The sequence below is a fragment of the Pseudomonas fluorescens NCIMB 11764 genome, from assembly GCF_000293885.2.
In the GTDB taxonomy this organism is placed as follows: Bacteria; Pseudomonadota; Gammaproteobacteria; order Pseudomonadales; family Pseudomonadaceae; genus Aquipseudomonas; species Aquipseudomonas fluorescens_B.
Map to the genome: position 1 here is coordinate 3497836 of NZ_CP010945.1, position 25531 is coordinate 3523366.

The window sequence follows — 25531 nt, forward strand, 5'->3', positions numbered from 1 at the left end:
GACTCAATCTTCCTTCGGCACAACCCAGAAAATCTGCACACCGCCATCGTCGCGATAGGCGAGGGTGACGTTGTCGTTCTCGTCGATTTCTTCGAGCAACTGTTCCCACTCATCCACGGGCTCGTCCGGAAGACGAAAGATCAGCGCAGCTTTGGCTTTTTGAGCGGTGGGGGAATTGATGATTTTCTGGACGCGCATGCCCATGCGTTCATAGGCGTCAGGAGAGGCAGAGGTGGTGGCCACGGAATTATCCTTATTAAGCTGTACGTGCATACAGTATTTAACTGTAGGCAATTTCGCAACTGCTTAAAATTCAAGAAAATCCTCTGACAGCGGTTTTTTCCGTTTGGTGTAGGAAGAGGCGAATTTTTTTATCGGATAAGAAACCACTCGCCGGGGATGGCGAGTGGCAACAGGTGCCCGACCGGGACCGGTCGGGCGAGGGTGAATCAGTATTCCCAGAACATCCGCTGCAGCTCTTTGCTGTCATTGGTCTTGGTCAGTGCGACCATGGCCAGGATGCGTGCTTTCTGTGGATTCAAGTCATGCGCAACGACCCAGTCGTACTTGTCGTCAGGTTGTTCAGCGTTACGCAGTACGAAACCGCCAGCGTTGACGTGGGAGGACCGAATGATCTGCACGCCGTCCTTGCGCAGGGCCTGCAAGGTTGGAACGACCCGCGAAGACACCGATCCATTACCGGTGCCGGCGTGGATGATGGCTTTGGCGCCGGACTGAGCCAGCGCTTTGTAGGCAGTGTCACTCACGTTGCCGTAGGAATAGGCGATTTCGACGTCAGGCAGACTCTTGATGTTCTTGATGTCGAATTCCGAATCCATGGTGTGGCGCTTGGCTGGCAGGCGGAACCAGTAGGATTTGCCTTCGACCACCATGCCGAGTGGACCCCAGGCACTTTTAAACGCCTCGGTCTTGATGTTGATCATCTTGCTGACGTCACGACCTGACTGGATTTCATCGTTCATGGTCACCAGCACGCCTTTGCCACGAGCGTCTTTACTGCTGGCTACAGCGACGGCGTTGTACAGGTTCAGCATGCCGTCGGCGGACATCGCGGTGCCCGGGCGCATGGAGCCCACGACGATGATCGGCTTGTCGGTTTTTTCGACCAGGTTCAGGAAGTAGGCGGTCTCTTCCAGGGTGTCGGTGCCGTGGGTGATGACGATGCCATCGACGTCTTTGCTGTCGGCCAGTTCGGCCACACGGCGGCCCAGTTGCAGCAGGTTGTCGTTGGTGATGCTTTCTGACGCAATCTGCATGACCTGTTCACCGCGAACGTTAGCCAGCTGGCTCAGTTCCGGAACGCCGGCGATCAATTGTTCGATGCCGACTTTCGCCGCTTGATACGTCGCGCTGTTGGCGGCGCTGGCGCCTGCGCCGGCAATGGTGCCGCCGGTGGCGAGGATCACCACGTTCGCCAGTTTCTGTTTGGTTTCGACTTCTTTCGCTTGAAGGGCGGTCGGAAGGAGCAGCAGGAGGGCCAAAGCGCCCGGAACGAAAGTCTTGAAAGCAGATGTCATTATTTTTCTCTCTAGTTGTGAGACGGTGCTGATGCAGGTTCATCTAGATGCGCCCCAGGTTGATCTGAGCGCCTGGGGTGGGGGAGAGGGAGCAGGATCTGTACCAGTCACATCCAGAATTGAAAAAATGCCTTTAACCTAATGATTTGTATCAATTATGTGGTTTTTGTCAGGGGGGCCTTAAACAGCTTGTTGTCCGGGTTTCCGAATATGTTTGGCATTTACGTTCGGCTCTCCGAAAAGGGCTACGGTCACTTTTAAACAACTTGTCATGCCAGTTGCCAATCAGTGCTAAAGAAACCCGTGCACAGGTCGATGCCCTTCAAAGGATCTTTTTCTCCAGGAGTTCACATGTCATTTTCGGTTGGCTTTCCCAATGCAGGCGCGATCACCATTGGTGGCAAGTCCACGGCGACGATCAACGCTTTGAGCGAATCGACTTCCGAAGCGTCGGCGCCGGCGTTGGGTAACGAGGAATCGGCTGACAAAACCAAGGTTCGCACCGGTGGCGGCACCCCGGCCGAAGCCAAAGCAGAAAGCGGCAGCGACCAAAGCATCGCAGTAAAGATGTTGCTCAAACGCATGCAGGAGCTGCAGCAGCAACTGCGCGAGCAACAGCAGCAATTGGCGGCAGCCCAGGCTGCGACTTACCCGACACCGGAAGCCAAGGCTGCAGTGGTCATGTCGATTCAGGGACAGGTCGCCGACACCAACGGCGCGCTATTGGAAGTAACCGGCAATCTGGTCAAGGAACTGGCCAAGGGTTCCAGCGCGGGTGGTATTGTCAGCACCACGGCATAAAAAGAGACACCCGCCGAAGTACAAAACGTTTTTTCGGTCGTTGACAAATGACCACAGGGTTCGCATAGTTCGGTCTACGCAAACGTTTGCGCGGCTCCGCCGATGGCTTGTTCCTCGGCGAATGCAGTGAAGCTTATGCCAGCGCAAGCGTTGCTCAGAATAATCATAAGATCGGAGTGAACCCATGAAGCTGCCATTCGCTGGACGTCTTCTCGCTGTCGCTATGCTGGCTGCCGCATCCGCCGCGTTGCCTGTCTCCTCGGCTTTGGCCGAATCCCCTGAAAAACCCAAAGTCGCGCTGGTCATGAAATCCCTGGCCAACGAATTCTTCCTGACCATGGAAGACGGCGCCAAGGCCTACCAGAAAGACCACTCCGGCGATTTCGAACTGATCTCCAACGGCATCAAGGACGAAACGGACACGGCCAACCAGATCCGCATCGTCGAGCAGATGATCGTCTCCAAGGTCAATGCGCTGGTCATCGCGCCGGCTGATTCCAAAGCCATGGTGCCAGTGATCAAGAAAGCGGTGGATGCCGGCATCACCGTGATCAACATCGATAACCAGCTGGATCCAGCCGTCGTCAAAAGCAAGAACATCACCGTCCCGTTTGTAGGTCCGGACAACCGCAAAGGCGCGCGGTTGGTGGGCGAATACCTGGCCAAGCAGCTGAAGGCCGGTGACGAAGTCGGCATCATCGAAGGCGTGTCCACCACCACCAATGCCCAGGCCCGTACTGCCGGCTTCAAGGATGCGATGGAAGCGGCGCAGATCAAGGTCGTATCCCTGCAATCCGGCGACTGGGAAATCAACAAGGGCAACCAGGTTGCCTCGTCCATGCTCAGCGAATACCCGAACATCAAGGCTCTGCTGGCCGGCAACGACAGCATGGCCGTAGGCGCCGTGTCTGCAGTCCGTGCCGCGGGCAAGGCCGGCAAGGTGCAAGTGGTTGGTTACGACAACATCAATGCCATCAAGCCGATGCTCAAGGATGGCCGTGTCCTGGCTACCGCTGACCAGTTTGCCGCCCGCCAAGCCGTGTTCGGTATCGAGACGGCGCTGAAAATCATCAAGGGCGAGAAGGTCGACAGCGGCACTAACGGTGTGATCGAAACGCCGGTAGAGCTGGTTACCAAGTAGTCCTTCCGGCGATACAACGGTGCTCGCCCGTCCGGGCGAGCACATGGAGATTCTTATGTCAGTTTCCGCTCCGAACGCTGTCCTCTCGGTCAGCGGTATCGGTAAGACCTATGCGCAGCCAGTCCTTGCCGGCATCGACCTGACGTTGATGCGTGGTGAGGTGCTGGCGCTGACCGGCGAGAACGGCGCCGGCAAAAGCACGCTGTCGAAGATCATCGGCGGGCTGGTCACGCCGACCACCGGCCAGATGCAATTCCAGGGTCAGGATTACCGCCCCGGCAGCCGCACCCAGGCTGAAGACCTGGGCATTCGCATGGTCATGCAAGAACTCAATCTGCTGCCGACCCTGTCGGTGGCGGAAAACCTGTTTCTCGACAACCTGCCCAGCAATGCGGGCTGGATCAGTCGCAAGCAACTGCGCAAGGCCGCGATCGAGGCTATGGCCCAGGTTGGGCTCGACGCGATCGACCCGGACACCCTGGTCGGCGAACTGGGCATCGGTCACCAGCAAATGGTCGAAATCGCCCGGAACCTGATCGGCGATTGTCATGTGCTGATCCTCGATGAACCGACCGCAATGCTGACGGCCCGTGAAGTCGAGATGCTGTTCGAGCAGATCACTCGTCTGCAGGCGCGCGGCGTGTCGATCATCTATATCTCGCACCGCCTCGAAGAGCTGGCCCGTGTCGCACAGCGCATTGCGGTGTTGCGCGACGGCAATCTGGTCTGCGTCGAACCGATGGCCAATTACAACAGCGAGCAACTGGTAACCCTGATGGTCGGCCGTGAGCTCGGTGAACACATCGACATGGGCCCACGCAAGATTGGCGCTCCGGCGTTGACGGTCAAGGGGCTGACTCGCTCGGACAAGGTGCGCGACGTGTCGTTCGAAGTGCGCGCTGGCGAGATTTTCGGGATTTCCGGTTTGATCGGGGCAGGGCGTACCGAGTTGCTGCGCCTGATCTTCGGCGCTGACCCGGCGGACAGCGGCACGGTCGCACTGGGATCGCCCGCACGGGTCGTGAGTATTCGTTCACCGGTTGATGCAGTTGATCATGGCATTGCCCTGATCACTGAAGACCGCAAGGGCGAGGGCTTGCTGCTGACGCAATCGATCAGCGCGAATATTGCCCTGGGCAACATGCCAGAGATTTCCAGTGGTGGTTTCGTCAATACCGGTGACGAGATGTCCCTGGCCCAGCGTCAGATCGACGCCATGCGCATCCGCAGTTCCAGCCCGACGCAATTGGTCTCGGAGCTGTCCGGCGGCAACCAGCAGAAAGTCGTGATCGGCCGTTGGCTGGAACGCGATTGTTCGGTGTTGCTGTTCGACGAGCCGACTCGCGGCATCGACGTCGGCGCCAAATTCGACATCTATGCACTGCTCGGCGAACTGACCCGTCAGGGCAAGGCGCTGGTGGTGGTGTCCAGCGACCTGCGCGAACTGATGCTGATCTGCGACCGCATCGGCGTGCTGTCGGCGGGGCGCCTGATCGAGACGTTCGAACGCGATAGCTGGACCCAGGATGACTTGCTTGCCGCCGCTTTCGCCGGTTACCAAAAACATGATGCGTTGCTCAATGAAGCAGCGCCTAGGGACCCTCAATGAAAACTGCAACGTCCGCCGGTAAACGTAGTGGCAATTTTTACGGCCTCGGCACCTATCTGGGCCTGGCCGGTGCCTTGCTGGCGATGGTCGCGCTGTTCTCTGTCCTGAGCAGCCATTTCCTGTCTTACGACACCTTCAGCACACTCGCCAACCAGATTCCGGACTTGATGGTGCTCGCGGTCGGCATGACATTCGTGTTGATCATCGGCGGCATCGACCTGTCGGTGGGCTCGGTGCTGGCGCTTGCAGCGTCGACGGTCAGCGTGGCGATTCTCGGCTGGGGCTGGAGCGTACTGCCGGCGGCGCTACTCGGCATGGCGGCGGCTGCGTTGGCCGGGACCATCACCGGTTCGATCACCGTAGCCTGGCGTATTCCGTCGTTCATCGTGTCCCTCGGCGTGCTGGAAATGGCGCGCGGCGTGGCGTATCAGATGACCGGTTCGCGCACGGCCTACATCGGTGATGCCTTTGCCTGGCTGTCCAACCCGATCGCCTTCGGTATCTCGCCATCGTTCATCATTGCCTTGCTGATCATCTTCATTGCGCAGGCGGTGTTGACCCGCACGGTGTTCGGTCGTTACCTGATCGGCATCGGCACCAATGAAGAAGCGGTACGTCTGGCAGGGATCAATCCAAAGCCCTACAAGATCCTGGTGTTCAGCCTGATGGGACTGCTGGCGGGTATCGCCGCGCTGTTCCAGATTTCGCGCCTGGAAGCGGCGGACCCGAATGCCGGGTCGGGCCTGGAGCTGCAAGTGATTGCCGCCGTGGTGATCGGCGGAACCAGCCTGATGGGCGGCCGCGGTTCGGTCATCAGCACCTTTTTCGGGGTCCTGATCATTTCCGTACTGGCGGCCGGCCTGGCGCAGATCGGCGCAACCGAACCGACCAAACGCATCATCACCGGCGCGGTCATCGTGGTGGCGGTGGTGCTTGATACCTATCGCAGTCAGCGCGCAAGCCGGCGGACCTGAGTCATGGCAACAATCAAGGATGTGGCAGCGCTCGCGGGGATTTCCTACACCACGGTGTCCCACGTGGTGAACAAGACCCGGCCGGTCAGTGAGGAGGTGCGGATCAAGGTCGAGGCCGCGATCAAAACTCTCGACTACGTGCCCAGCGCCGTGGCCCGCTCATTGAAGGCCAAGACCACGGCGACCATCGGTCTGCTGGTGCCCAACAGTCTCAACCCGTACTTTGCCGAACTGGCTCGCGGCATCGAGGATTACTGCGAGCGTAATGGCTATTGCGTGATCCTCTGCAACTCCGACGACAACCCGGAAAAGCAGCGCAGCTACCTGCGCGTGCTACTGGAAAAGCGCATCGACGGGCTGATCGTGGCATCGGCCGGTGGCGACGCGGGGCTGGCAGAAGGTCTGGCAGGCGTGCGCACGCCGATGGTCATCGTCGACCGCGGGCTGGAAGGGGTGAATGCCGATCTGGTGCGCATCGATCATGAGTACGGCGCTTATCTGGCGACCCGACACCTTCTGGAACTGGGGCATCGGGACATCGCCACCATTGGCGGGCCTGCCAGTACCAGCGTGGCGCAGATGCGTCTTGCAGGTTTTTGCCGCGCCTTGAAAGAGGCGGGCGTCGAAGTGCCTGACGAACGCATGCTGGAAAGCGATTTCACCAGCACCGGCGGTTACAGCGCCGCCGCCATCCTTTTGGAGAAGAACCCGCCCAGCGCGATTTTTGCCGGCAACGACATGATCGGCATCGGCGTGTTGCGAGCCGCCGCCGAGCGCAATATTCGTGTGCCGAGCGAGCTGTCGGTAATCGGTTTCGACGATATCCAGATGAGCCGTTATGTCTATCCGGCGTTGACCACCGTGGGCCAGTCGATCCTGCAGCTCGGCGAGATGGCGGCCGGCGTGCTTTTGCGCAGGATCGCCACACCGGACATGGCCACCGATCAACGGATTGTGACGCCCAGTATCGTCCTGCGGGAATCGACCGCGCCGCTGGCCGGTGTGTTTGACCACTTCCGTTGAATATGGAAAGCCGTTAAATCAAAAGCGCCGTTGAAACAGCATTTATGAGTAGTGATGTATGCCAGCAAAAGTAGTGGTGATAGGCAGTCTGAACATGGACTTGGTGACCCGCGCGTCGCGGTTGCCCCGCGGCGGTGAAACGCTGATCGGCGAGTCGTTTGCCACAGTCTCCGGCGGCAAGGGTGCCAATCAGGCGGTTGCGGCAGCGCGACTGGGGGCGCAGGTGTCGATGGTCGGTTGCGTGGGCAGCGATGCCTACGGCGAGGAACTGCGCGGGGCGTTGTTGGCCGACCGTATCGATTGCCAGGCGGTCAGCACCGTCGACGGTGCCAGCGGCGTGGCGTTGATCGTGGTGGATGACAACAGCCAGAACGCGATCGTTATCGTCGCCGGTGCCAATGGCGCGCTGACGCCAGAAGTGATCGATCGCTTTGACGCGGTATTGCAGGCGGCAGATGTGATCATTTGTCAGCTGGAAGTGCCGGATGCCACGGTCGGACATGCGCTCAAGCGCGGTCGTGAGCTAGGAAAAACCGTGATTCTCAACCCGGCGCCAGCCAGTCGTCCACTGCCGGCAGACTGGTATGCCGCCATCGATTACCTGATTCCCAATGAGAGCGAAGCCTCGGCACTGAGCGGTTTGCCGGTGGACTCCCTGGCAACCGCCGAAACCGCTGCGACCCGGTTGATTGCCATGGGGGCGGGCAAGGTCATCATTACCCTGGGGGCCCAAGGCTCGCTGTTTGCCAATGGCAAAAGCTTCGAACACTTTCCGGCGCCAAAGGTAAAAGCTGTGGATACCACGGCGGCAGGCGACACCTTTGTCGGTGGTTTCGCCGCCGCGTTGGCGGCCGGCAAAAACGAGGGCGACGCGATTCGTTTCGGCCAGGTGGCCGCCGCGCTGTCGGTGACCCGTGCCGGCGCGCAGCCCTCGATTCCCGATTTGTCCGATGTACAGGGCTTTAAAACACCATGAAGAAAACACCATTGCTCAACGTCGCGTTGTCGCGACTGATCGCTTCCCTGGGCCACGGCGACAAGGTCGTGATTGGCGATGCCGGTCTGCCGGTGCCGCCGGGCGTCGAGCTGATCGATCTGGCCCTGACCCACGGCATTCCTGATTTCATCAGCACGTTGAAAGTCGTGCTCAGCGAAATGCAGGTCGAAAGCCACGTGTTGGCCCAGGAGATCCTGGACAAGCAACCGTCGGCGCTGTCCACACTGGACGAACTGAATGCCGAAGGTGCGCTGGGTCAGCGTGAGTTGCTCAGTCATGACCAATTCAAGGTCTTGAGCCGACAGGCGCGGGCGATTGTTCGTACAGGCGAATGTCAGCCGTACTGCAACATCGTGCTGGTGGCCGGGGTCACGTTCTGATTCGCCATTGTCTCTCTGTTTTCCCACGCACAAGGAGTGCGCCATGCACCGCTATGCTCAGAAACTGCGCCACCTGCTCCGGAGTTTGCTGCTTTTGTCCTTGATAACCGCAACAAGCGCCCAGGCGGCGGAAAAGATCGACTTGATCATCGACACCGACCCGGGTGCCGATGACGTGGTGGCCTTGCTGTTTGCCCTGGCATCACCGGAAGAGTTGAACATCCGCGCGCTGACCACCGTCGCCGGTAACGTTCGCCTGGACAAGACCTCGCGTAATGCGCGGCTGGCCCGCGAGTGGGCAGGGCGCGAAGACGTTCCGGTGTATGCCGGTGCGCCGAAGCCGCTGATGCGCACGCCCATCTATGCCGAGAACATTCATGGCAAGGAAGGCCTGTCGGGTGTGACCGTGCATGAGCCGAAGAAAGGCCTGGCCAAGGGCAATGCGGTCAATTACCTGATCGACACCTTGAAAACCGCCAAGCCCCACAGCATCACCATCGCCATGCTCGGTCCACAGACCAACCTGGCCCTGGCGCTGATCCAGGAACCTGAAATCGTTCAGGGCATCAAGGAAGTGGTGATCATGGGTGGTGCGCACTTCAATGGCGGCAACATCACCCCGGTGGCGGAATTCAACCTGTTCGCTGACCCGCAAGCGGCGGAAGTGGTGCTGAAAAGTGGCGTCAAGCTGACGTATCTGCCCCTGGACGTAACCCACAAGATCCTCACCAGCGAGGCGCGCCTGAAGCAGATCGCCGCGCTGAACAACAACGCCAGCAAGCTGGTGGGCGATATTCTCAATGAATACGTCAAAGGCGACATGGAGCACTACGGTCTTCCGGGAGGCCCGGTACATGACGCTACGGTCATTGCCTACCTGCTCAAGCCCGAGTTGTTCACTGGTCGTTCGGTCAATGTGGTGGTTGATAGCGATGAGGGCCCGACATTCGGTCAAACCATCGTCGACTGGTATGACGGCCTGAAAGCGCCGAAGAACGCTTTCTGGGTTGAGAGTGGCGACGCTCAGGGTTTCTTCGACCTGCTGACCCAGCGTCTGGCGCGTCTGAAGTAAGTTTCACACCCGCAGGTGCCCGCCTGCGGGTTTCACTCCCTTTCGTTGTATTCGGCGCCTTTGTAGTCGGTCGGGTACTTCTCGAACACCTGCGCGATGAAGGATTGCGCCGCTTCAGTTCCCAGCTCCTTGACCAATAGATCGATACCAATGATTGCCAACTCTTCCGGGCTGCCCGGGCTGTATGAACTATGACCTTGCGGCCATTTGGCTTTGATGTCGGCGTCGATGCTTACGGTGGTCATGATGGGGCTCGTGAATTCGGGAAAGTCTGAGTGTGAGTTAACCATTTTGCCGGACGTTTGGCACTCCGACTTAGGCATGAGGGGAGGGCTATGCGACACTTGGCCTTTGAAGATTTATCAAGGACCGTGCTGTGCAGATCGATTTGAACTCTCCTGACGGCTTGACGCTTGAGGCCGTGCGCCAGCTGCTAGCCTCTGCCAGTGATGATGAGCACGCCCAATTGCGGGTGACCAAGGGCGGCATCGCTTACATTTCATCGGGCGTCGTGGGCGGCACCGACATCGACGGTCTCCTGTTTCGTCTGGAGACGTGGGCCAAAGGCTCTGGGTATGTGGGATTGGTCGCGGCCAGTGACGAAGTCTGGGTCATGCAGATTTTCAATGCGTTGAAAGGCAACTGGCCAACGCCACCGTTCGATTACATCGACATTTATTGAGCGCAGGTCATATAAAGTCACGATTGCGGGGTGAACGACCGGGAATGCTCAGGCAAACTCGCCGATTGTCCGGGTCGAGGGCAGGGTGAAAGCGCTGCCTGTGAAACCAAATGCCAGATTGGCGGTCGCACGATCTCAGCTTAACTATTGAAAAAAGGAGGCTTCATGCCTTGGAAGCTCGCGTCATTGGGTACTTTGTTGGCCGCTAGCCTGCTGGCCGGTTGCAGTAGTACGTCCACCGAATCGGCAACAGACCCTGTCACGACGACTGATACCGGTCACAGCCGTTGCGAAGCAAGGGCTGCCGAATTCACCATTGGCAAAAAGGCTTCGCCCGAACTGCTCGAGCAGGCGCGCATCCGCGCCGGTGCACAGAATGCCCGTATCCTCAAGCCTAACGATATGGTGACTCTGGAGTACCGTTCCGATCGCCTGAACCTGAACACCGATGACAAGCTGGTGATCACGCGCATCAACTGCGGCTGACAGCGTCAGGCTTTTGCTTCACCCATAAAAAACCCCGTCACATGGACGGGGTTTTTTTAGTGCGCCTGGAAATTACTCTGGGCGAACTTGAGCAGCTTGCATACCCTTTTGGCCTTTCTCAGCCACGAAGGAAACGGTCTGGCCTTCTTTCAGGCTTTTGAAACCGTCGCTTTCGATAGCTTTGAAGTGTACGAACAGGTCGTCACCGCCACCTTGAGGAGTGATGAAGCCGAAGCCTTTTTCATCGTTGAACCATTTAACGGTGCCGGTTTGGCGATTAGACATGGTGTATCTCCAAGAAACATATATTTTCAGTAGTACTGTGCTGCTCAGGCCAACTGGGCACACCGGGGTATCATAGTCGAAATGTTCGCTTTGGGAGCCCCCCGGACGTGCTGTTTGCCCTACAGTCACGCTTGCTTTGTTGCTTGATGTGGCTGAAAGCCCCGATTTAAAAGGCTTTCAGCCGAAAGTAAAGACGATAAAAAAAGCTGTAAAACCTGCATAAATTGTACGAAAAACAGCTTTTCAGGGGCTTTTCATCGGCTGTTGAGGCCTTCTAAGACTCCTCTGAGGCTTATTTTTTTGCGTTGGGATCGGCTTTGCACGCCGCGATTTTGGTCAGCGCTTTTTGTTTCAGTGCGTCGCTGGCCTTGTTGTCCATCAATGCCTGAATGTCACTGGCCGGGTACGACTTGATCGCATCGGCGCCACAAGCGCAGTGGGATTTTGCCGCGGCTGCACCGATCTGCGGAGTCGCTGCCTGGGTGCATTGAGCCATGTATTTCTCGCGCTCGCCCTTCGGCCAATCGGCATGGGCGGCCAGTGGCAGCAGCAGGACGATAGGGGCGACTACTGCGAACAAACGATTCAGACGCATGCTGGGATGCTCCTTGTGGGTCAATGTCTTGTTATCTGAGGGGTAAAACCGGGTTCAGTTCAGCACTCTGGCATAAAAACAGCTGATTTGCCCTTGCAGAAAAGCCGGCACCGCGACGACCGTTCATCTGTGCTAGCATGCCTCGCTCGGGCGTTTGCAGGCTCCGGATGACCTTCAGTCCCGGTGGCGGCAGATGTTCGAATAACCCTGATTTGAATCCCAGTCACTCTGGTTCGGTTTTCCGGTTGGCCGCAAGGCTCCTGCCGCTGTAAGGCAGGCGTTCGTCATTGAATGGCCTGGACCGGATCTTGTACTGGCTCATCCCAACCCACGTGACCTTTGGTAGGGGTCACCACTAGGAGAGGAGGCGCCATGCCAACTATTACTCTTCCCGACGGCAGTCAACGTTCATTCGATCACCCGGTTTCCGTAGCCGAGGTCGCCGCATCCATTGGTGCAGGTCTGGCCAAGGCCACCGTGGCCGGCAAGGTCGATGGCAAGCTGGTCGACGCCAGTGACATCATTAGCGCCGACGCGACGCTGCAAATCATTACGCCAAAGGATGAAGAGGGGCTGGAGATCATTCGCCACTCTTGCGCCCACCTGGTTGGTCACGCGGTCAAGCAGCTGTACCCGACGGCCAAAATGGTCATTGGCCCGGTCATCGACGAAGGCTTCTATTACGACATCGCCTTCGAACGTCCCTTCACTCCGGACGACCTGGCCGCCATCGAACAGCGCATGCAGCAACTGATCGAAAAAGATTACGACGTGATCAAGAAAGTCACTCCGCGCGCCGAAGTGATCGAAGTGTTCAAGGCCCGCGGCGAAGACTACAAGCTGCGCCTGGTCGAGGACATGCCGAACGAACAGGCCATGGGCCTGTACTATCACGAAGAATACGTCGACATGTGCCGCGGTCCGCACGTGCCGAACACGCGTTTCCTGAAATCCTTCAAACTGACCAAGTTGTCCGGCGCCTACTGGCGCGGCGATGCCAAGAACGAGCAATTGCAGCGCGTCTACGGCACCGCGTGGGCTGACAAGAAGCAGCTGGCGGCTTACATCCAGCGCATCGAAGAAGCTGAAAAACGCGATCACCGCAAGATCGGCAAGCGCCTGGGCCTGTTCCACACCCAGGAAGAGTCGCCGGGCATGGTGTTCTGGCACCCGAACGGCTGGACGTTGTACCAGGTGCTCGAGCAGTACATGCGCAAGGTTCAGCGCGACAACGGCTACCTGGAGATCAAGACTCCGCAAGTCGTTGACCGCAGCCTGTGGGAGAAATCCGGGCACTGGGCCAACTACGCCGACAACATGTTCACCACCCAGTCGGAAAACCGCGACTACGCCATCAAGCCGATGAACTGCCCTTGCCACGTGCAAGTGTTCAATCAGGGCCTGAAAAGCTACCGCGAGTTGCCGATGCGCCTGGCCGAATTCGGTGCCTGCCACCGTAACGAGCCATCGGGTGCGCTGCACGGCATCATGCGTGTGCGGGCGTTCACTCAGGATGACGCGCACATCTTCTGCACCGAAGAGCAGATGCAGGCCGAATCCGCCGCGTTCATCAAGCTGACCATGGATGTCTACGCCGACTTCGGCTTCAAAGATGTCGAGATGAAGCTGTCCACTCGTCCGGAAAAACGTGTCGGTTCCGACGAGCTGTGGGATCGCGCCGAAGCTGCACTGGCTGCAGCCCTTGACAGCGCTGGCTTGCCGTACGATTTGCAGCCGGGCGAAGGTGCGTTCTACGGTCCGAAGATCGAGTTCTCGCTGAAAGATTGCCTCGGTCGTGTCTGGCAGTGTGGTACCCTGCAGCTCGATTTTAACCTGCCTGTCCGTCTGGGAGCCGAATACGTCTCCGAAGACAACAGTCGCAAGCACCCGGTGATGTTGCACCGGGCGATCCTCGGATCCTTCGAACGTTTCGTCGGCATCCTGATCGAGCACTACGAGGGTGCATTCCCTGCGTGGCTGGCTCCGACCCAGGCAGTGATCATGAACATCACTGACAAACAGGCCGATTTTGCCGCCGAGGTTGAAAAAACTCTCAACGAAAGCGGATTTCGTGCCAAGTCTGACTTGAGAAATGAAAAGATCGGCTTTAAAATCCGCGAGCATACTTTGCTCAAGGTTCCCTATCTCTTGGTTATCGGAGATCGGGAGGTCGAGATGCAGACTGTCGCTGTGCGTACTCGTGAAGGTGCTGACCTGGGCTCGATGCCCGTCGCCCAGTTCGCTGAGTTTCTCGCGCAAGCGGTTTCCCGGCGTGGTCGCCCAGATTCGGAGTAATTATTATTAAGCGTGAAATGAGACAAGATAAACGAGCTGCACCGAAAGCCCCGATCAACGAGAATATCTCGGCACGCGAGGTTCGGTTAATTGGGGCTGAAGGTGAACAGCTTGGGATTGTGTCAATTGAAGACGCGCTTCTTAAGGCTGAAGAGGCCAAACTGGATTTGGTGGAAATTTCCGCCGATGCAGTACCCCCTGTTTGCAAACTGATGGACTACGGCAAATCGATCTTCGAGAAGAAGAAGCAGATTGCCGCGGCCAAGAAAAACCAGAAGCAGATTCAGGTTAAAGAAATCAAGTTTCGTCCAGGGACGGAGGAAGGGGATTACCAGGTAAAACTGCGCAACCTGGTACGTTTCCTGAGTGATGGGGACAGGGCCAAGGTATCCTTGCGATTCCGCGGCCGTGAGATGGCCCACCAGGAGCTGGGGATGGAACTCCTCAAGCGAGTTGAAGGTGACTTGCTCGAGTACGGTTCGGTCGAACAGCATCCTAAGATGGAAGGACGCCAGCTGATCATGGTCATCGCCCCGAAAAAGAAGAAGTAATCATCAGGGCACGGCAGGCCTTCTGATTATGTTTATCAACTGAATGCGGAGTATCCGAACATGCCAAAAATGAAAACGAAAAGTGGTGCTGCTAAGCGGTTTCTGAAAACTGCTAACGGTATCAAGCACAAGCACGCTTTCAAGAGCCACATCCTGACTAAAATGTCGACCAAGCGTAAGCGTCAACTGCGCGGTAGCAGCTTGCTGCATCCGTCTGACGTGGCAAAAGTCGAGCGCATGCTGCGCCTTCGTTAATTTTAGTCAAGAATAGAGGAAGTAACTCATGGCTCGTGTAAAGCGTGGCGTCATTGCCCGTAAACGTCACAAAAAAATTCTGAAACTTGCTAAAGGCTACTACGGCGCTCGCTCGCGCGTATTCCGTGTTGCCAAGCAAGCGGTAATCAAGGCAGGCCAATACGCCTACCGTGACCGTCGTCAGAAAAAACGTCAGTTCCGCGCTCTGTGGATCGCTCGTATCAATGCTGGTGCACGTATCAACGGTCTGTCCTACAGCCGTTTCATCGCCGGCCTGAAAAAAGCGTCCATCGAGATCGACCGTAAGGTTCTGGCTGATCTGGCAGTGAACGAAAAAGCGGCGTTTGCTGCGATTGTCGAGAAAGCTAAAGCCACCTTGGCTTAAGTACCCCCGACAGTCACCCGGCCTCACCTCTGTGGGGCCAGGTGTTAAGCGTCATAAATAGGGGAAGAGCCTTCAAGCTCTTCCCCTATTTTGTATCTGGAGTCTGTACATGGAAAACCTGGATGCGCTCGTCTCTCAAGCACTAGAGGCTGTGCAAAGCGCTGAAGATATCAATGCCCTGGAGCAAATCCGGGTTCACTACCTTGGCAAAAAGGGTGAATTGACTCAGGTGATGAAGACCCTGGGGAATTTGCCGGCAGAAGAGCGTCCGCAAGTCGGCGCGCTGATCAACGTTGCCAAGGAGCGTGTCACAGAGGTTCTCAATGCCCGCAAGGCACTGTTTGAGGAGGCCGACCTGGCCGCCAAACTGTCTGCCGAGTCCATTGACGTGACCCTGCCTGGCCGTGGCCAGACCTCGGGTGGTCTGCATCCGGTTACTCGTACTCTGGAACGTATCGAACAGTTCTTCACCCATATTGGCTACGGCATCGCCGAAGGCCCTGAGGTCGAAGACGATTACCACAACTTCGAAGCGCTCAACATCCCAGGCCATCACCCGGCCCGGTCGATGCATGACACCTTCTATTTCAATGCCAACATGTTGCTGCGCACCCATACCTCGCCGGTACAGGTCCGCACCATGGAATCGAAACGGCCGCCGATCCGCATCGTCTGTCCAGGCCGTGTGTATCGCAGCGACTCCGATATCACTCACTCGCCGATGTTTCACCAGGTCGAAGGCCTGCTGGTCGATCGCGATATCAACTTCGCTGACCTGAAAGGCACCATCGAAGAGTTCCTGCGTGTGTTCTTCGAAAAAGAACTGGCCGTGCGCTTCCGTCCTTCGTACTTCCCGTTCACCGAGCCATCCGCTGAAGTCGACATGGAATGCGTGATGTGCAGCGGCAAAGGCTGCCGTGTCTGCAAGCAGACTGGCTGGCTGGAAGTCATGGGCTGCGGCATGGTTCACCCGAACGTGCTGCGCATGTCCGGGATCGACCCGGAAGAGTTTTCGGGCTTTGCCTTCGGCATGGGCGTTGAACGTCTGGCCATGCTGCGTTACGGCGTGAACGACTTGCGTCTGTTCTTCGACAACGACTTGCGGTTCCTCGCGCAATTTCGCTAGTCGTAACGAATTCTTAGGAGAGCAGGATGAAATTCAGTGAACAATGGCTGCGTGGCTGGGTAAGCCCGCAGGTAAGTCGCGACGAGCTGGTTGCTCGTCTGTCGATGGCCGGTCTTGAGGTCGATAGCGTTACGCCGGCCGCCGGTGAATTCGTTGGCGTAGTGGTGGGCGAGGTGTTGAGCACCGAGCAGCACCCGGACGCTGACAAGTTGCGTGTTTGCCAGGTCAGCAATGGCTCGGAGACTTTCCAGGTTGTGTGCGGTGCGCCAAACGTGCGCCCGGGCCTGAAGATCCCGTTCGCCATGATCGGTGCCGAACTGCCGGGCGACTTCAAAATCAAGAAAGCCAAGCTGCGTGGCGTTGAGTCCAACGGCATGCTGTGCTCGCAAGCCGAGCTGCAAATCGGCGAAGGCAATGATGGCCTGATGGAATTGCCGGCCGATGCGCCGGTGGGCCAGGACATTCGTGAATACCTGAGCCTGGACGACGCCAGCATCGAGGTCGACCTGACCCCGAACCGCGGCGATTGCCTGTCCCTGGCGGGTCTGGCCCGTGAAGTTGGCGCGCTGTACGCCGCTGAAGTCACCCGCCCGGTCATCGCCACCGTTCCAGCCGTGCACGACGAAGTGCGTTCGGTTGAAGTGCTCGCGCCAGCCGCTTGCTCGCGTTACCTGGGGCGTGTGATCCGTAATGTTGATCTGTCCAGGCCTACGCCGCTGTGGATGGTCGAGCGTCTGCGTCGTGGCGATGTGCGCAGCATCGACGCTGCCGTCGACATCACCAATTACGTGATGCTGGAGCTGGGGCAACCGCTGCACGCGTTCGACCTCGCCGAAATCAATGGCGGCATCCGTGTGCGCATGGCCGAAGAAGGCGAGAAGCTGGTATTGCTCGACGGTCAGGAAGTCAGCCTGCGTAGCGATACGCTGGTGATCGCCGACCACACCCGTGCATTGGCTATCGCCGGCGTCATGGGTGGCGAGCACAGCGGCGTCAACACCGCGACCACTCGCGACATCTTCCTCGAAAGCGCGTTCTTCGATCAGATCGCTGTCGCTGGCAAGGCCCGTTCCTATGGCCTGCACACCGACGCTTCGCACCGCTACGAGCGTGGCGTGGACTGGCAACTGGCCCGTGAAGCCATGGAGCGCGCCACTGGCCTGCTGCTGGAAATCACCGGGGGCGAAGCCGGTCCGATCATCGAAACCGTCAGCGAACAGCATCTGCCGAAGATCGCACCGGTCACCCTGCGTGCCCAGCGCATCACCCAGATGCTGGGTATGGAAATGGAACCGGCCGAAGTCGAGCGTTTGCTCAACGGCTTGGGCCTCACCGTTTCGGCGGACGGGGCAGGGCAGTGGCGCGTTGAAGTGCCAAGCCATCGCTTCGATATCAGCCTCGAAGTTGACCTGATCGAAGAGCTGGCCCGTCTGTACGGCTACAACCGTCTACCGGTTCGTTACCCGCAAGCCCGTCTGGCGCCGCAAGCCAAGGCTGAAGCGCGAAGCGACCTGCCTGAGTTGCGTCGTCTGCTGGTAGCCCGTGGTTATCAGGAAGCGATCACCTACAGCTTCATCGATCCGAAACAATTCGAGTTGTTTAATCCGGGTGTCGAGCCGCTGCTGCTGGCCAACCCGATTTCCAACGACATGGCGGCCATGCGCTCGTCCCTGTGGCCAGGTCTGGTCAAGGCGCTTCAGCACAACCTGAATCGTCAACAGGATCGCGTCCGTCTGTTCGAAAGCGGCCTGCGTTTCGTCGGTCAGCTGGAAGGTTTGAAGCAAGAGCCGATGCTGGCTGGCGTGGTGTGCGGCAGCCGTCTGCCGGAAGGCTGGGCGCAAGGTCGCGATGTCGTGGATTTCTTTGACGTCAAGGCTGACGTGGAAGCGGTGCTGGGCTTCGCCGGTGCGCTGGACTCGTTCACGTTTGTGCCGGGCAAGCACCCAGCGCTGCACCCGGGTCAAACCGCGCGCATCGAACGCGAAGGTCGGCTGGTAGGTTTCGTGGGTGCGATTCACCCTGAATTGTCGAAAGCCCTCGGTCTCGATCGTCCGGTCTTCGTTTTCGAGCTGGTTCTGGCTGAAGTGGCGTTGGGCAAAATGCCTAAATTCCAGGAGTTATCGCGCTTTCCTGAAGTGCGTCGTGATCTCGCGTTGATTGCCGAAAAAGGCGTCGCGGCTAGCGCTGTACTGGACGTAATCCGTGAAAATGCAGGGGAATGGCTGACGGACCTCAGGCTATTTGACGTATATCAGGGTAAAGGCATTGATCCTGATAGAAAAAGCCTTGCAGTCGGCTTGACCTGGCAGCATCCATCGCGCACTCTTAATGACGATGAGGTGAATACCGCGACGCAAAACATCCTCACCTCGCTCGAACAAAGGTTGAACGCCACGTTAAGGAAGTGACGTATGGGGGCTCTGACGAAAGCTGAAATGGCGGAACGTCTGTATGAAGAGCTGGGCCTGAACAAACGGGAGGCCAAGGAATTGGTCGAACTGTTTTTTGAAGAAATCAGGCACGCTCTTGAAGACAACGAACAAGTCAAATTGTCCGGTTTCGGCAATTTCGACCTTCGGGACAAACGCCAGCGGCCCGGCCGCAATCCGAAAACGGGTGAAGAAATCCCGATCACGGCTCGCCGTGTGGTCACCTTTCGTCCAGGGCAGAAGTTGAAGGCCCGAGTTGAGGCTTATGCTGGAACCAAGTCATAACGACGAGCTACCCGTCATCCCAGGCAAACGCTACTTCACCATTGGTGAAGTCAGCGAGCTGTGTGCGGTAAAACCGCATGTGCTGCGCTATTGGGAGCAGGAGTTTCCTCAACTCAACCCCGTCAAACGACGCGGAAACCGCCGGTATTATCAGCGACAGGACGTGCTGATGATCCGGCAGATCCGCGCGCTTCTTTACGATCAAGGGTTCACCATCGGCGGCGCACGCTTGCGTTTGTCCGGCGATGAAGCCAAAGACGACACCACTCAATACAAGCAGATGATTCGGCAGATGATTGCCGAACTGGAAGATGTGCTGGTGGTGCTCAAGAAATAAATTCATGCGTTTGAATACTTCCAGTTTTCAAAAGCTTGCGATATATTCTTGACCGTTCTTCGAGATGAAGAACGGGTTTCACGCCTAGTCGGGGCGTAGCGCAGTCCGGTAGCGCACTAGCATGGGGTGCTAGGGGTCGAGTGTTCGAATCACTCCGTCCCGACCATATTTACTGATTAATATCAGACACTTAAGCCGATCAGATAGATCGGCTTTTTTGTGTCCGCGCAAAACCCGCGCAAAACTGGCGCAAAACTACCCGGTGATTTCGCTGATATTTAGGTCTGGAATCGCCTCGGACCAGACAATTTCCTCGTGGTCCCGCTGGTAGTTTTTGGTCATGCCCTCGCTCGCATGCCCCGCAATTTTCTGCCCATCCTTTCCGGCTTTCTTGTACAAGTGCAGCGACAGCGCTCGTACTTCGTGGAAGCCCGGCATCTCCTCTTCCTTCCAGCCCTTGTAACATTCCGCCGCCTCCCGCGCCTCCTTGAATGCTCGCGTCAAATACCGCTCCTCAACCTTCGTCCAGTGGTCCTTGGTCTGCGCCTGCTTCTGTTTCAGTCGATCGGGTTTCCGGTGCACCAGGTACGGCGAGACAACATCGTCACGGCACCGACTGATGACTGCCTGGAGTTCCGGCGTCACCTGAAATCGAATCCATGCGGCGTCACTGACTTTGGCCGTTTTCTTCTGCACCACGTACAAGTACCCCTCTCGGACGCCGTCGAACCTCATGTCGAGGATGTCTGTTCGGCGCTGCGCGGTGATCAGCGCCAGGTCGATCGCGTTCTGCAGCCAGGCTGGCGACTTCTCCCTGATGGCCTTCAGCCCCTCGACGGTGTGACGCTTGCGCAGTTTCTTCTCGATGCGATTGATCGTGCTCGCCGCCGGGTTGTCTGGGCACAGTCCTTTGGAAGCGGCGTGGTTGAATATGTCTGTCAGCAGCGCACGGCACTGGTTCGCCGTGCGCGGCGTAAGTGCATCCAGCATTTCGGCGACCATGCGGATCGTAATCTGGTCGACAGCCTTGCCCTCGAATTGTTTACGGAAACGACGGAAGTGCACCGCGTACAAACTAAGCGTGCCTTTGGCTAGCTCGCGCGGTGGCAGGACGTCTTTTTCATAAGTGTCGAGGAAGCCCGCGAACGACTCCGATGATACGGACATCACGGATCCGACCAAGTCGGCACCGCGCATGAACTCCAGATTCAATTGCTTGGCCGCGTCGATTGCCTTAATGCGATCAGCGCCGAACGGGAACCACTTGCCGTCGGTTGGACGCCGGTAGCGATATGTCGAGCGTCGCGCATCGAAGTACAGATTCTGCGGGAGGTTCTTATTCGCCTTATTCCGCGGCCGAGGGACCATCACGCAGCTCCTTTCAATACCATCGCCACCAAGTCGTTTCCGTACGATCGGTTGAATGCCGTCCAGTCAACGTACCAGAGTTTTCCGATCTGCTCGCCGGGCACCATACCATTGCGGATGTGATTGCGGATCGCTTGGGGGCAGGGAGGGGTTCCGTTTTCGCCCCAGCGCCGGCGCTGAAACTCGCTGATCTTTATCAGTTCTCGCTTCATTGGATGCCTCGGGTTGATCTCTGATGCTGATTCATTTCGCCGGTGTCGTGTTTCGCTATGGAAGGTTGGCTTTGACGAGTAGGGAATGCCTCTCCCTCCCACCTTCCTGGCTTGCCGCGTATGGCTCCATGGTGCTCGTAACGTCGGGCTTTCTTGCTGGCAAAGAGCTTCTCGCAAGCCTCGAACAGCGCCTTCTCCCCCATTGTGGCTATCAGGTCTTGTCCCGCAATTGAGCCAACCTGAATCCAGCCCGACTTGTCGCGGCCGTAGTTTTCAGTCTTGAACAGCCGGTAGCGGTTCCTGTGCCCGGTGTTGGGCGACGAGCTCTCCGTGTTCAGGTAGAAGTGGACCCCGTCCTGATGCACCTGCAGGATTGTTTTAGCCATTACGCACCTCTGCGCCAGGCCCTGAGCGAAGGTTTAGCAGCTTGATGCCGCAGGCCCTTGCTAGCTCTTGTAGATCCCTCACTGTGGTCTGGTCGCGCTTCATCGCCATGCCCAGGTCTATAAGGCGCTGGCCAAACTCCGCGAATTCGCTTGCTGGGGTCTGTGCTTTAGTACTCACTGCGTATCCTCTCGTGTTAAGGGTTGCCAACCACTCAGTTTCTCCAGGACGAGCAAAGGCCCGCCGCGTTGTTGGCATTCGCACCATTTGGTGAAGGCTTTAGGTTTGCCATGAGGCAAAGGAGAAGTGATGCGAAAATAGCAAACGCTAAATTAGCAGTCAATACAAATTGCTAAATGATATTTGACTATGCGGTGACAGAGCGGCAGGTGCAACGCGGTACTGCTCGTAGTGGCGATTCAATGGTGATAAATTTCGCGGCGTTAGCAACCTGTACGGATGAGAGGGGGACGCCTTGTTCTGGGTTCGGACGGCGGCAACAGCTTCACCAAGGTTCAATAGCGGCATGTGTTCCGGTGGGCGATGTATTCGCGCTGAAGCTGATGAAGCAATGCCCTGAAGAAGGGTTGATCAATGCCAAAGAAACGTCAGGAAAGCAAAGCAGCGACTGCTGCTGATATTGAGCGCTCCATCCAAGCCCTGAACAAAATGGCTGAACGCCTTTGGGGAGATGGTCGAGAGACCGAGGCGAAAGCTCTCCTTGATGCCTTAGATGCGTTAAACCGGGCGCTTGATCGGATCAGGATTGGCGAAAGTCGCAGGGTTCTTCATTGAAGACCGTTATGGATCTGGAACGAGGGTTGATGGCATGGCGCACTCTCTTCAATACCAGATAACCGAATCCGTTCGAGTCGTTGAGATCGAGGTGGGAAAGCTTCTCGATCTGGCTGCAACGCTTCGAGACGATGGTAATGATGACTTGGCTTCGGCCGTATCAATCCAAGCGCACAGGCTTCTTGAGGCAGCGGTAGCGCTGAGAATCGCAATGGCAGGCTGACTGCTTACGCCGACGAGATCAGCCGGTGCGATAACTAGGAAACTCATATAAATGACAGATCTAATACAAGCACTCGATGGTCCCAGAACAGCCCAGCAGGAGTTGTTCTACGACTTGGAAGACTTGGCCTCGGTAATCCGCTGGTCGGTCCTTGAGCTGAGTGACTTGGCCAGTCGTACCAAGGCTCCTCTCGACTCGCTCAATCTGTCGAAGTTGTGCGCGCTGCTTACAGCGGAACAGGAAAAGGTTCGCCGCCACGCTGATGAGGTGAAGGCGGGAAGGATTGTCCGGGGAAAGGCTGAGTAGGTGGTTCGTCAGGGTTTTTATATTTTTTCAACGCGCGCTAGACGCAATAACAAATGGACTTGGAAGCATGGCTAAGCCTGGGCAAATACCGTACGCCGACGCGATTCACGCTATTGCCCTCGGCAAAGAGTGGTCCGGCGGCGGCAGCCTGAAATGGATAGTCAAAGGTCCCGAGGGCTTTCCTGACCATCATAAATGTCGTGCAAACATATCCATTAACGGGGTCATACAGGAAGGCTACTTTGTAGACATCTTCCACAAGAAAAGCATGATTGACGGCATACCTGACAAGGTTTCCATTGCGCTGATCGTCAATAGCGCGAGGATTCTTGCCCTAGATGAAAACGGCCCTTCGCAGCATGCCAATACCGTCGGCAAGGGCCACTCTTTTTATCAGCAGATTGCCGACCATCCTCATCTCCATGTCCCTACCGCCGAGTCATCTGCTGGCTACGCTGAGCCACTGAAGCGTACGTCTATCGAAGATTTATGGCAGGTGTTCCTAGACCGTGCCAATATCAACAACGCCCCACCGTTCAATTTTCCACAGAAAGACAGCCAGATGGACCTCCTATGAACTGTGCCCAGATCAGCACTCAGCTTGGCTTTCAATGCAGCTCGATCAGAGAAGGACTTACCTATGTCCAGTCTCCGCTGACGCTTGCGTTTGACGGCCTGTTGATCGGCGCCTTTGTCCAAGACATTGGGCGGGGGCTGGTGCGCATTTCTGATAACGCTGACATTCTGTTTACAGCTATGACTCATGGCATGACGCCAAACGCCAAGCGAGCAAAACGTTTTAGTGCTATCGCTCAAGAAAGCGGAATCTCGCTTTCGGATAACGGCGAGTTGTACACAACGTGTCCCGAGGGTCAGGCAGGATTTTACATCGCACGTTTTATCGAAGCCGCCTCCCGGATAGGGAATGCTTGCGATGACCAGCTAATTATTCCTGTATCTAAATTTGAGAAGACAGTCGGAAGAGCGCTGACCACAGGATTCAGCAAGAGGTTCAAGCGAAGCTTTGCGTTGGTGGGGGCAAGCGGGCACCAACTTGTATTCCCGTTCGTTATTGATCCAGGGACGCCGCAGCAGCGGATAATACAAACGATTTCGTCTGGGAAAAGCGGCAAGCCAAGTTGGGGGTCGGTGTATGGCGCCATAGGAAAAATGGGTGATCTGAAAAACTCCGGGGACAAAACCCGTCGTATTGTTGTGATGCAAGACGGAGACCCCGACACCGTTCAGCAGGCCACCATAGCTCTTGCGCAGACAGCTTCAATCATCATTTATAAGAGCGATGCAAGCCTGATTGAGGCACTAAAAGCCGCTTAATTAAAGCCCGGCTCAGCGCCGGGCTTTTTGTCTACTCAGCCCCGTCCAACCAGTGTCAGGCTGCCACCATTTACATCCCGCTCCCGGCTACTAGGATTAGGTCCTTCTCGTTGGTTTACGGATAAGCGAATGGACACCCTAAGCAAAATGGAAATCGAGGCGGCCCTCGCAAGCCGACTGCCTAACTGCGCGATTTCCTGCACGATTAACCCGGATAGCGGCCTTTCCATCGACATCATCGGTCCAGATTCCCACCAATTCACGATCATCAACATCAATCGGCTTCAGTATCACGGAGAAGCGGGAATCAACAGACTCGTTCGGGAGATCCTGGAAGAGATGGTGATCACCCGGAAGTCCTCCAATTTTTGACACAGCATTGCGGTTGCCATTAAGCCACCACGCTCTACACCCACAGATCGCGTCTTCGACGGCGCGCGCATATGTTGCCGTCGCCACCTCTATCAAGGTCTTGCGTTCTTCTGGGTCAATAATTTCTTTCTCCCGAAAATGGTCAGCAAGCCGAAGTAGTTCTTCGTATTGCTCCTGCGCATTCATCCGATCTTCGGGGTTCGTCAGTAACTCATACCAAGCGTGAAGCGCGTTCGCTTTCGCGTCATCGTACATGGCCCTTCTCCGAGGAGTTTTTCGGTAGAGACCACCATGCCTTAGAGGTTTCGTTGCTGGCGACGGGTGGCATAGGCACGGCGCCGGGCATTTTCGTTCTGGCGTTCACGGGCTGATGGTGGCTGTACGCCATGGTAGAGTTGGAGATCAATCCTGGAGGGAACCATATGCGATTAACTGTTATCGCCTCATTGGCTGCATTAGCGTTGTCTGGCTGTGTGCCGCCTCAGCGTATTGATGCGGCACGTCTTGTGCAGCGACCTGGCCCAGAAACATTTAGCTTGTTGAGCAGCAACCCTTTAAATGGCTCGGCTACAGAAGTCGAAAACGGACTTTCCCTGATCGACAAAATCACAGCAGGGGGTGGTGAAAAAAATGAATATGAGTCGAGCGGCGAATACAACCGCAGGATTTCCGGGCTAATACCTGAGGCCCTTTCTTTTCAGTTAAAACTGGACAGGTCTTTGATTAGTTATGATGCCGATACTGGTCTGCTGGCAGTCAGCGTGGCGCTTGATGATGCGGCAAACAAAGGGTATCAAGGGTCTGGCAGCTCTGCCGGGGCACAAAAAACATATCCCGCGCTTTTGATGGGTGGGAGTGTAAAAATAAACGGCCAGTATCAAGGGCAAAATGCATTCGGGGCTTCGGCAACGGTTAGCCAAGTCAGTGCAAAAAAGGTCTTTGTTGTCTTGGGAGAAGTCTCAGGCTCCATTGGAGTCGTGTCTAGCATCAGCGGAAAAGCTGCGATTCCATCGGCAACCATGAAGTCTATCGCGAACGATCTTGCGCTCCGAATAGACGGGCGCTCCGCTGCGCCTTATTTCACAACATCAGCTGATTTTCAAGAAGCTACTATCTACACCAAGCAACAGACCTCTTCCCGGCTGTACTTCCTAAGACTCGACCCCGTTAGAGTTTCGCTAATCAACACCAAGACCGGGGCTGTTTATGCTGGGGATATCAAGATGACTGTTACCAGATACTAGTCAGCCATCAGCGTCTCGAAAGCCCGCCAGACGCGGGCTTTCTGTC

The 25531-nt window shown here is 56.9% G+C and carries 32 protein-coding genes and 1 tRNA gene; 24 read left to right on the forward strand and 9 right to left on the reverse strand.

Annotated features, from left to right (window positions below):
* Nucleotides 1-3: 3 nt before the first annotated feature.
* Together B723_RS16085 and B723_RS16090 are read right to left on the reverse strand one after the other, a co-directional pair.
* Nucleotides 4-273, reverse strand: a complete 270-nt coding sequence (locus B723_RS16085) for a DUF1654 domain-containing protein (protein WP_193393007.1) — start codon at nucleotides 271-273, stop codon at nucleotides 4-6.
* Nucleotides 274-449: 176 nt separating this feature from the next.
* Entirely contained in the window at nucleotides 450-1538 is a 1089-nt protein-coding gene (locus B723_RS16090; protein ID WP_017337661.1) for an asparaginase, read from the reverse strand.
* Between the two features lie 351 nt (nucleotides 1539-1889).
* Between B723_RS16090 and B723_RS16095 the strand changes: the two genes are divergently transcribed.
* From B723_RS16095 to B723_RS16130, 8 genes are all read left to right on the forward strand, one after another.
* Nucleotides 1890-2339 (forward strand): hypothetical protein, encoded by a 450-nt coding sequence (locus B723_RS16095; protein WP_017337662.1) that lies wholly within the window; start codon nucleotides 1890-1892, stop codon nucleotides 2337-2339.
* Between the two features lie 184 nt (nucleotides 2340-2523).
* Nucleotides 2524-3480, forward strand: a complete 957-nt coding sequence (locus B723_RS16100; RefSeq protein ID WP_017337663.1) for a sugar ABC transporter substrate-binding protein — start codon at nucleotides 2524-2526, stop codon at nucleotides 3478-3480.
* A gap of 55 nt (nucleotides 3481-3535) precedes the next feature.
* A complete protein-coding gene (locus tag B723_RS16105) occupies nucleotides 3536-5089 on the forward strand; it encodes a sugar ABC transporter ATP-binding protein (RefSeq protein WP_017337664.1) in 1554 nt (517 codons plus the stop codon).
* Nucleotides 5086-6063 carry an ABC transporter permease gene (locus tag B723_RS16110; protein ID WP_008028232.1) on the forward strand — a complete coding sequence of 326 codons (978 nt, stop codon included), beginning with the start codon at nucleotides 5086-5088 and terminating at the stop codon, nucleotides 6061-6063. The genes B723_RS16105 and B723_RS16110 overlap by 4 nt, the downstream gene beginning before the upstream one ends.
* 3 nt (nucleotides 6064-6066) lie before the next feature.
* Complete coding sequence (locus tag B723_RS16115; RefSeq protein ID WP_017337665.1) at nucleotides 6067-7086, forward strand: LacI family DNA-binding transcriptional regulator; 1020 nt, start codon at nucleotides 6067-6069, stop codon at nucleotides 7084-7086.
* Nucleotides 7087-7144: 58 nt separating this feature from the next.
* Nucleotides 7145-8062, forward strand: a complete 918-nt coding sequence (gene rbsK / locus B723_RS16120; protein ID WP_017337666.1) for a ribokinase — start codon at nucleotides 7145-7147, stop codon at nucleotides 8060-8062.
* Nucleotides 8059-8463: a D-ribose pyranase gene (rbsD, locus tag B723_RS16125; RefSeq protein WP_017337667.1), complete on the forward strand. Its 405-nt coding sequence runs from the start codon at nucleotides 8059-8061 to the stop codon at nucleotides 8461-8463. The genes rbsK and rbsD overlap by 4 nt, the downstream gene beginning before the upstream one ends.
* 43 nt (nucleotides 8464-8506) lie before the next feature.
* Nucleotides 8507-9535 carry a nucleoside hydrolase gene (locus tag B723_RS16130; RefSeq protein ID WP_017337668.1) on the forward strand — a complete coding sequence of 343 codons (1029 nt, stop codon included), beginning with the start codon at nucleotides 8507-8509 and terminating at the stop codon, nucleotides 9533-9535.
* A 32-nt stretch (nucleotides 9536-9567) separates the two neighbouring features.
* Here the strand turns inward: B723_RS16130 and B723_RS16135 are convergent, their stop codons facing one another.
* Nucleotides 9568-9780, reverse strand: coding sequence for a hypothetical protein (locus B723_RS16135; protein WP_017337669.1), 213 nt, complete (start codon nucleotides 9778-9780; stop codon nucleotides 9568-9570).
* A 131-nt stretch (nucleotides 9781-9911) separates the two neighbouring features.
* Here B723_RS16135 and B723_RS16140 point away from each other — a divergent pair, with 131 nt between their 5' ends.
* Complete coding sequence (locus B723_RS16140) at nucleotides 9912-10217, forward strand: hypothetical protein (RefSeq protein WP_017337670.1); 306 nt, start codon at nucleotides 9912-9914, stop codon at nucleotides 10215-10217.
* A gap of 165 nt (nucleotides 10218-10382) precedes the next feature.
* Complete coding sequence (locus B723_RS16145) at nucleotides 10383-10703, forward strand: I78 family peptidase inhibitor (protein WP_017337671.1); 321 nt, start codon at nucleotides 10383-10385, stop codon at nucleotides 10701-10703.
* A gap of 72 nt (nucleotides 10704-10775) precedes the next feature.
* Here B723_RS16145 and B723_RS16150 read toward each other — a convergent pair whose 3' ends face one another.
* Complete coding sequence (locus tag B723_RS16150) at nucleotides 10776-10988, reverse strand: cold-shock protein (RefSeq protein WP_003179963.1); 213 nt, start codon at nucleotides 10986-10988, stop codon at nucleotides 10776-10778.
* 292 nt (nucleotides 10989-11280) lie between these two features.
* Nucleotides 11281-11583, reverse strand: a complete 303-nt coding sequence (locus B723_RS16155) for a hypothetical protein (RefSeq protein WP_017337672.1) — start codon at nucleotides 11581-11583, stop codon at nucleotides 11281-11283.
* A 372-nt stretch (nucleotides 11584-11955) separates the two neighbouring features.
* On the opposite strand from B723_RS16155, the gene thrS reads away from it, so the two are divergent.
* The 9 genes from thrS (at nucleotide 11956) to B723_RS16200 (ending at nucleotide 19412) form a co-directional block, all read left to right on the forward strand.
* Nucleotides 11956-13878 carry a threonine--tRNA ligase gene (thrS, locus tag B723_RS16160; protein WP_008023971.1) on the forward strand — a complete coding sequence of 641 codons (1923 nt, stop codon included), beginning with the start codon at nucleotides 11956-11958 and terminating at the stop codon, nucleotides 13876-13878.
* Nucleotides 13878-14429 carry a translation initiation factor IF-3 gene (gene infC, locus B723_RS16165; protein ID WP_172435341.1) on the forward strand — a complete coding sequence of 184 codons (552 nt, stop codon included), beginning with the start codon at nucleotides 13878-13880 and terminating at the stop codon, nucleotides 14427-14429. Before thrS ends, infC begins: the two co-directional genes overlap by 1 nt.
* 60 nt (nucleotides 14430-14489) lie before the next feature.
* On the forward strand, nucleotides 14490-14684 hold the full coding sequence (gene rpmI, locus B723_RS16170) for a 50S ribosomal protein L35 (RefSeq protein ID WP_002553160.1): 195 nt from the start codon (nucleotides 14490-14492) through the stop codon (nucleotides 14682-14684).
* Between the two features lie 28 nt (nucleotides 14685-14712).
* The gene (gene rplT, locus B723_RS16175; protein ID WP_007905879.1) at nucleotides 14713-15069 is read left to right on the forward strand and encodes a 50S ribosomal protein L20; all 357 of its coding nucleotides are present in this window, start codon (nucleotides 14713-14715) and stop codon (nucleotides 15067-15069) included.
* A gap of 109 nt (nucleotides 15070-15178) precedes the next feature.
* Nucleotides 15179-16195 carry a phenylalanine--tRNA ligase subunit alpha gene (gene pheS, locus B723_RS16180; RefSeq protein ID WP_017337673.1) on the forward strand — a complete coding sequence of 339 codons (1017 nt, stop codon included), beginning with the start codon at nucleotides 15179-15181 and terminating at the stop codon, nucleotides 16193-16195.
* Between the two features lie 26 nt (nucleotides 16196-16221).
* Nucleotides 16222-18603 (forward strand): phenylalanine--tRNA ligase subunit beta, encoded by a 2382-nt coding sequence (pheT, locus tag B723_RS16185; RefSeq protein ID WP_017337674.1) that lies wholly within the window; start codon nucleotides 16222-16224, stop codon nucleotides 18601-18603.
* Nucleotides 18604-18606: 3 nt separating this feature from the next.
* Nucleotides 18607-18909: an integration host factor subunit alpha gene (gene ihfA / locus B723_RS16190; RefSeq protein ID WP_002553164.1), complete on the forward strand. Its 303-nt coding sequence runs from the start codon at nucleotides 18607-18609 to the stop codon at nucleotides 18907-18909.
* Entirely contained in the window at nucleotides 18890-19246 is a 357-nt protein-coding gene (locus B723_RS16195; protein ID WP_003179985.1) for a MerR family transcriptional regulator, read from the forward strand. Before ihfA ends, B723_RS16195 begins: the two co-directional genes overlap by 20 nt.
* Nucleotides 19247-19335: 89 nt before the next feature.
* Nucleotides 19336-19412, forward strand: a tRNA-Pro gene (locus B723_RS16200).
* A gap of 89 nt (nucleotides 19413-19501) precedes the next feature.
* Here the strand turns inward: B723_RS16200 and B723_RS16205 are convergent.
* Genes B723_RS16205 through B723_RS16215 form a run of 3 tightly spaced genes read right to left on the reverse strand, consistent with a single transcriptional unit; the run spans nucleotide 19502 to nucleotide 21212 of the window.
* Nucleotides 19502-20614: a tyrosine-type recombinase/integrase gene (locus tag B723_RS16205; protein WP_017337675.1), complete on the reverse strand. Its 1113-nt coding sequence runs from the start codon at nucleotides 20612-20614 to the stop codon at nucleotides 19502-19504.
* On the reverse strand, nucleotides 20614-20826 hold the full coding sequence (locus B723_RS16210) for a hypothetical protein (protein ID WP_017337676.1): 213 nt from the start codon (nucleotides 20824-20826) through the stop codon (nucleotides 20614-20616). Before B723_RS16210 ends, B723_RS16205 begins: the two co-directional genes overlap by 1 nt.
* A complete protein-coding gene (locus B723_RS16215; RefSeq protein ID WP_017337677.1) occupies nucleotides 20823-21212 on the reverse strand; it encodes a hypothetical protein in 390 nt (129 codons plus the stop codon). Before B723_RS16215 ends, B723_RS16210 begins: the two co-directional genes overlap by 4 nt.
* 592 nt (nucleotides 21213-21804) lie before the next feature.
* On the opposite strand from B723_RS16215, the gene B723_RS16225 reads away from it, so the two are divergent.
* From B723_RS16225 to B723_RS16245, 4 genes are all read left to right on the forward strand, one after another.
* Nucleotides 21805-22005, forward strand: coding sequence for a hypothetical protein (locus B723_RS16225; protein ID WP_017337679.1), 201 nt, complete (start codon nucleotides 21805-21807; stop codon nucleotides 22003-22005).
* 274 nt (nucleotides 22006-22279) lie between these two features.
* Nucleotides 22280-22534, forward strand: coding sequence for a hypothetical protein (locus tag B723_RS34110; RefSeq protein ID WP_017337681.1), 255 nt, complete (start codon nucleotides 22280-22282; stop codon nucleotides 22532-22534).
* Between the two features lie 67 nt (nucleotides 22535-22601).
* Nucleotides 22602-23111, forward strand: a complete 510-nt coding sequence (locus tag B723_RS16240; protein ID WP_017337682.1) for a hypothetical protein — start codon at nucleotides 22602-22604, stop codon at nucleotides 23109-23111.
* Nucleotides 23108-23869, forward strand: a complete 762-nt coding sequence (locus B723_RS16245) for a DUF1828 domain-containing protein (protein ID WP_017337683.1) — start codon at nucleotides 23108-23110, stop codon at nucleotides 23867-23869. Before B723_RS16240 ends, B723_RS16245 begins: the two co-directional genes overlap by 4 nt.
* Before the next feature lie 138 nt (nucleotides 23870-24007).
* Here the strand turns inward: B723_RS16245 and B723_RS33985 are convergent, their stop codons facing one another.
* Nucleotides 24008-24496, reverse strand: coding sequence for a hypothetical protein (locus tag B723_RS33985; RefSeq protein WP_193392997.1), 489 nt, complete (start codon nucleotides 24494-24496; stop codon nucleotides 24008-24010).
* Nucleotides 24497-24663: 167 nt separating this feature from the next.
* Here B723_RS33985 and B723_RS16255 point away from each other — a divergent pair, with 167 nt between their 5' ends.
* The gene (locus B723_RS16255; protein WP_017337685.1) at nucleotides 24664-25485 is read left to right on the forward strand and encodes a hypothetical protein; all 822 of its coding nucleotides are present in this window, start codon (nucleotides 24664-24666) and stop codon (nucleotides 25483-25485) included.
* Nucleotides 25486-25531: the final 46 nt, after the last annotated feature.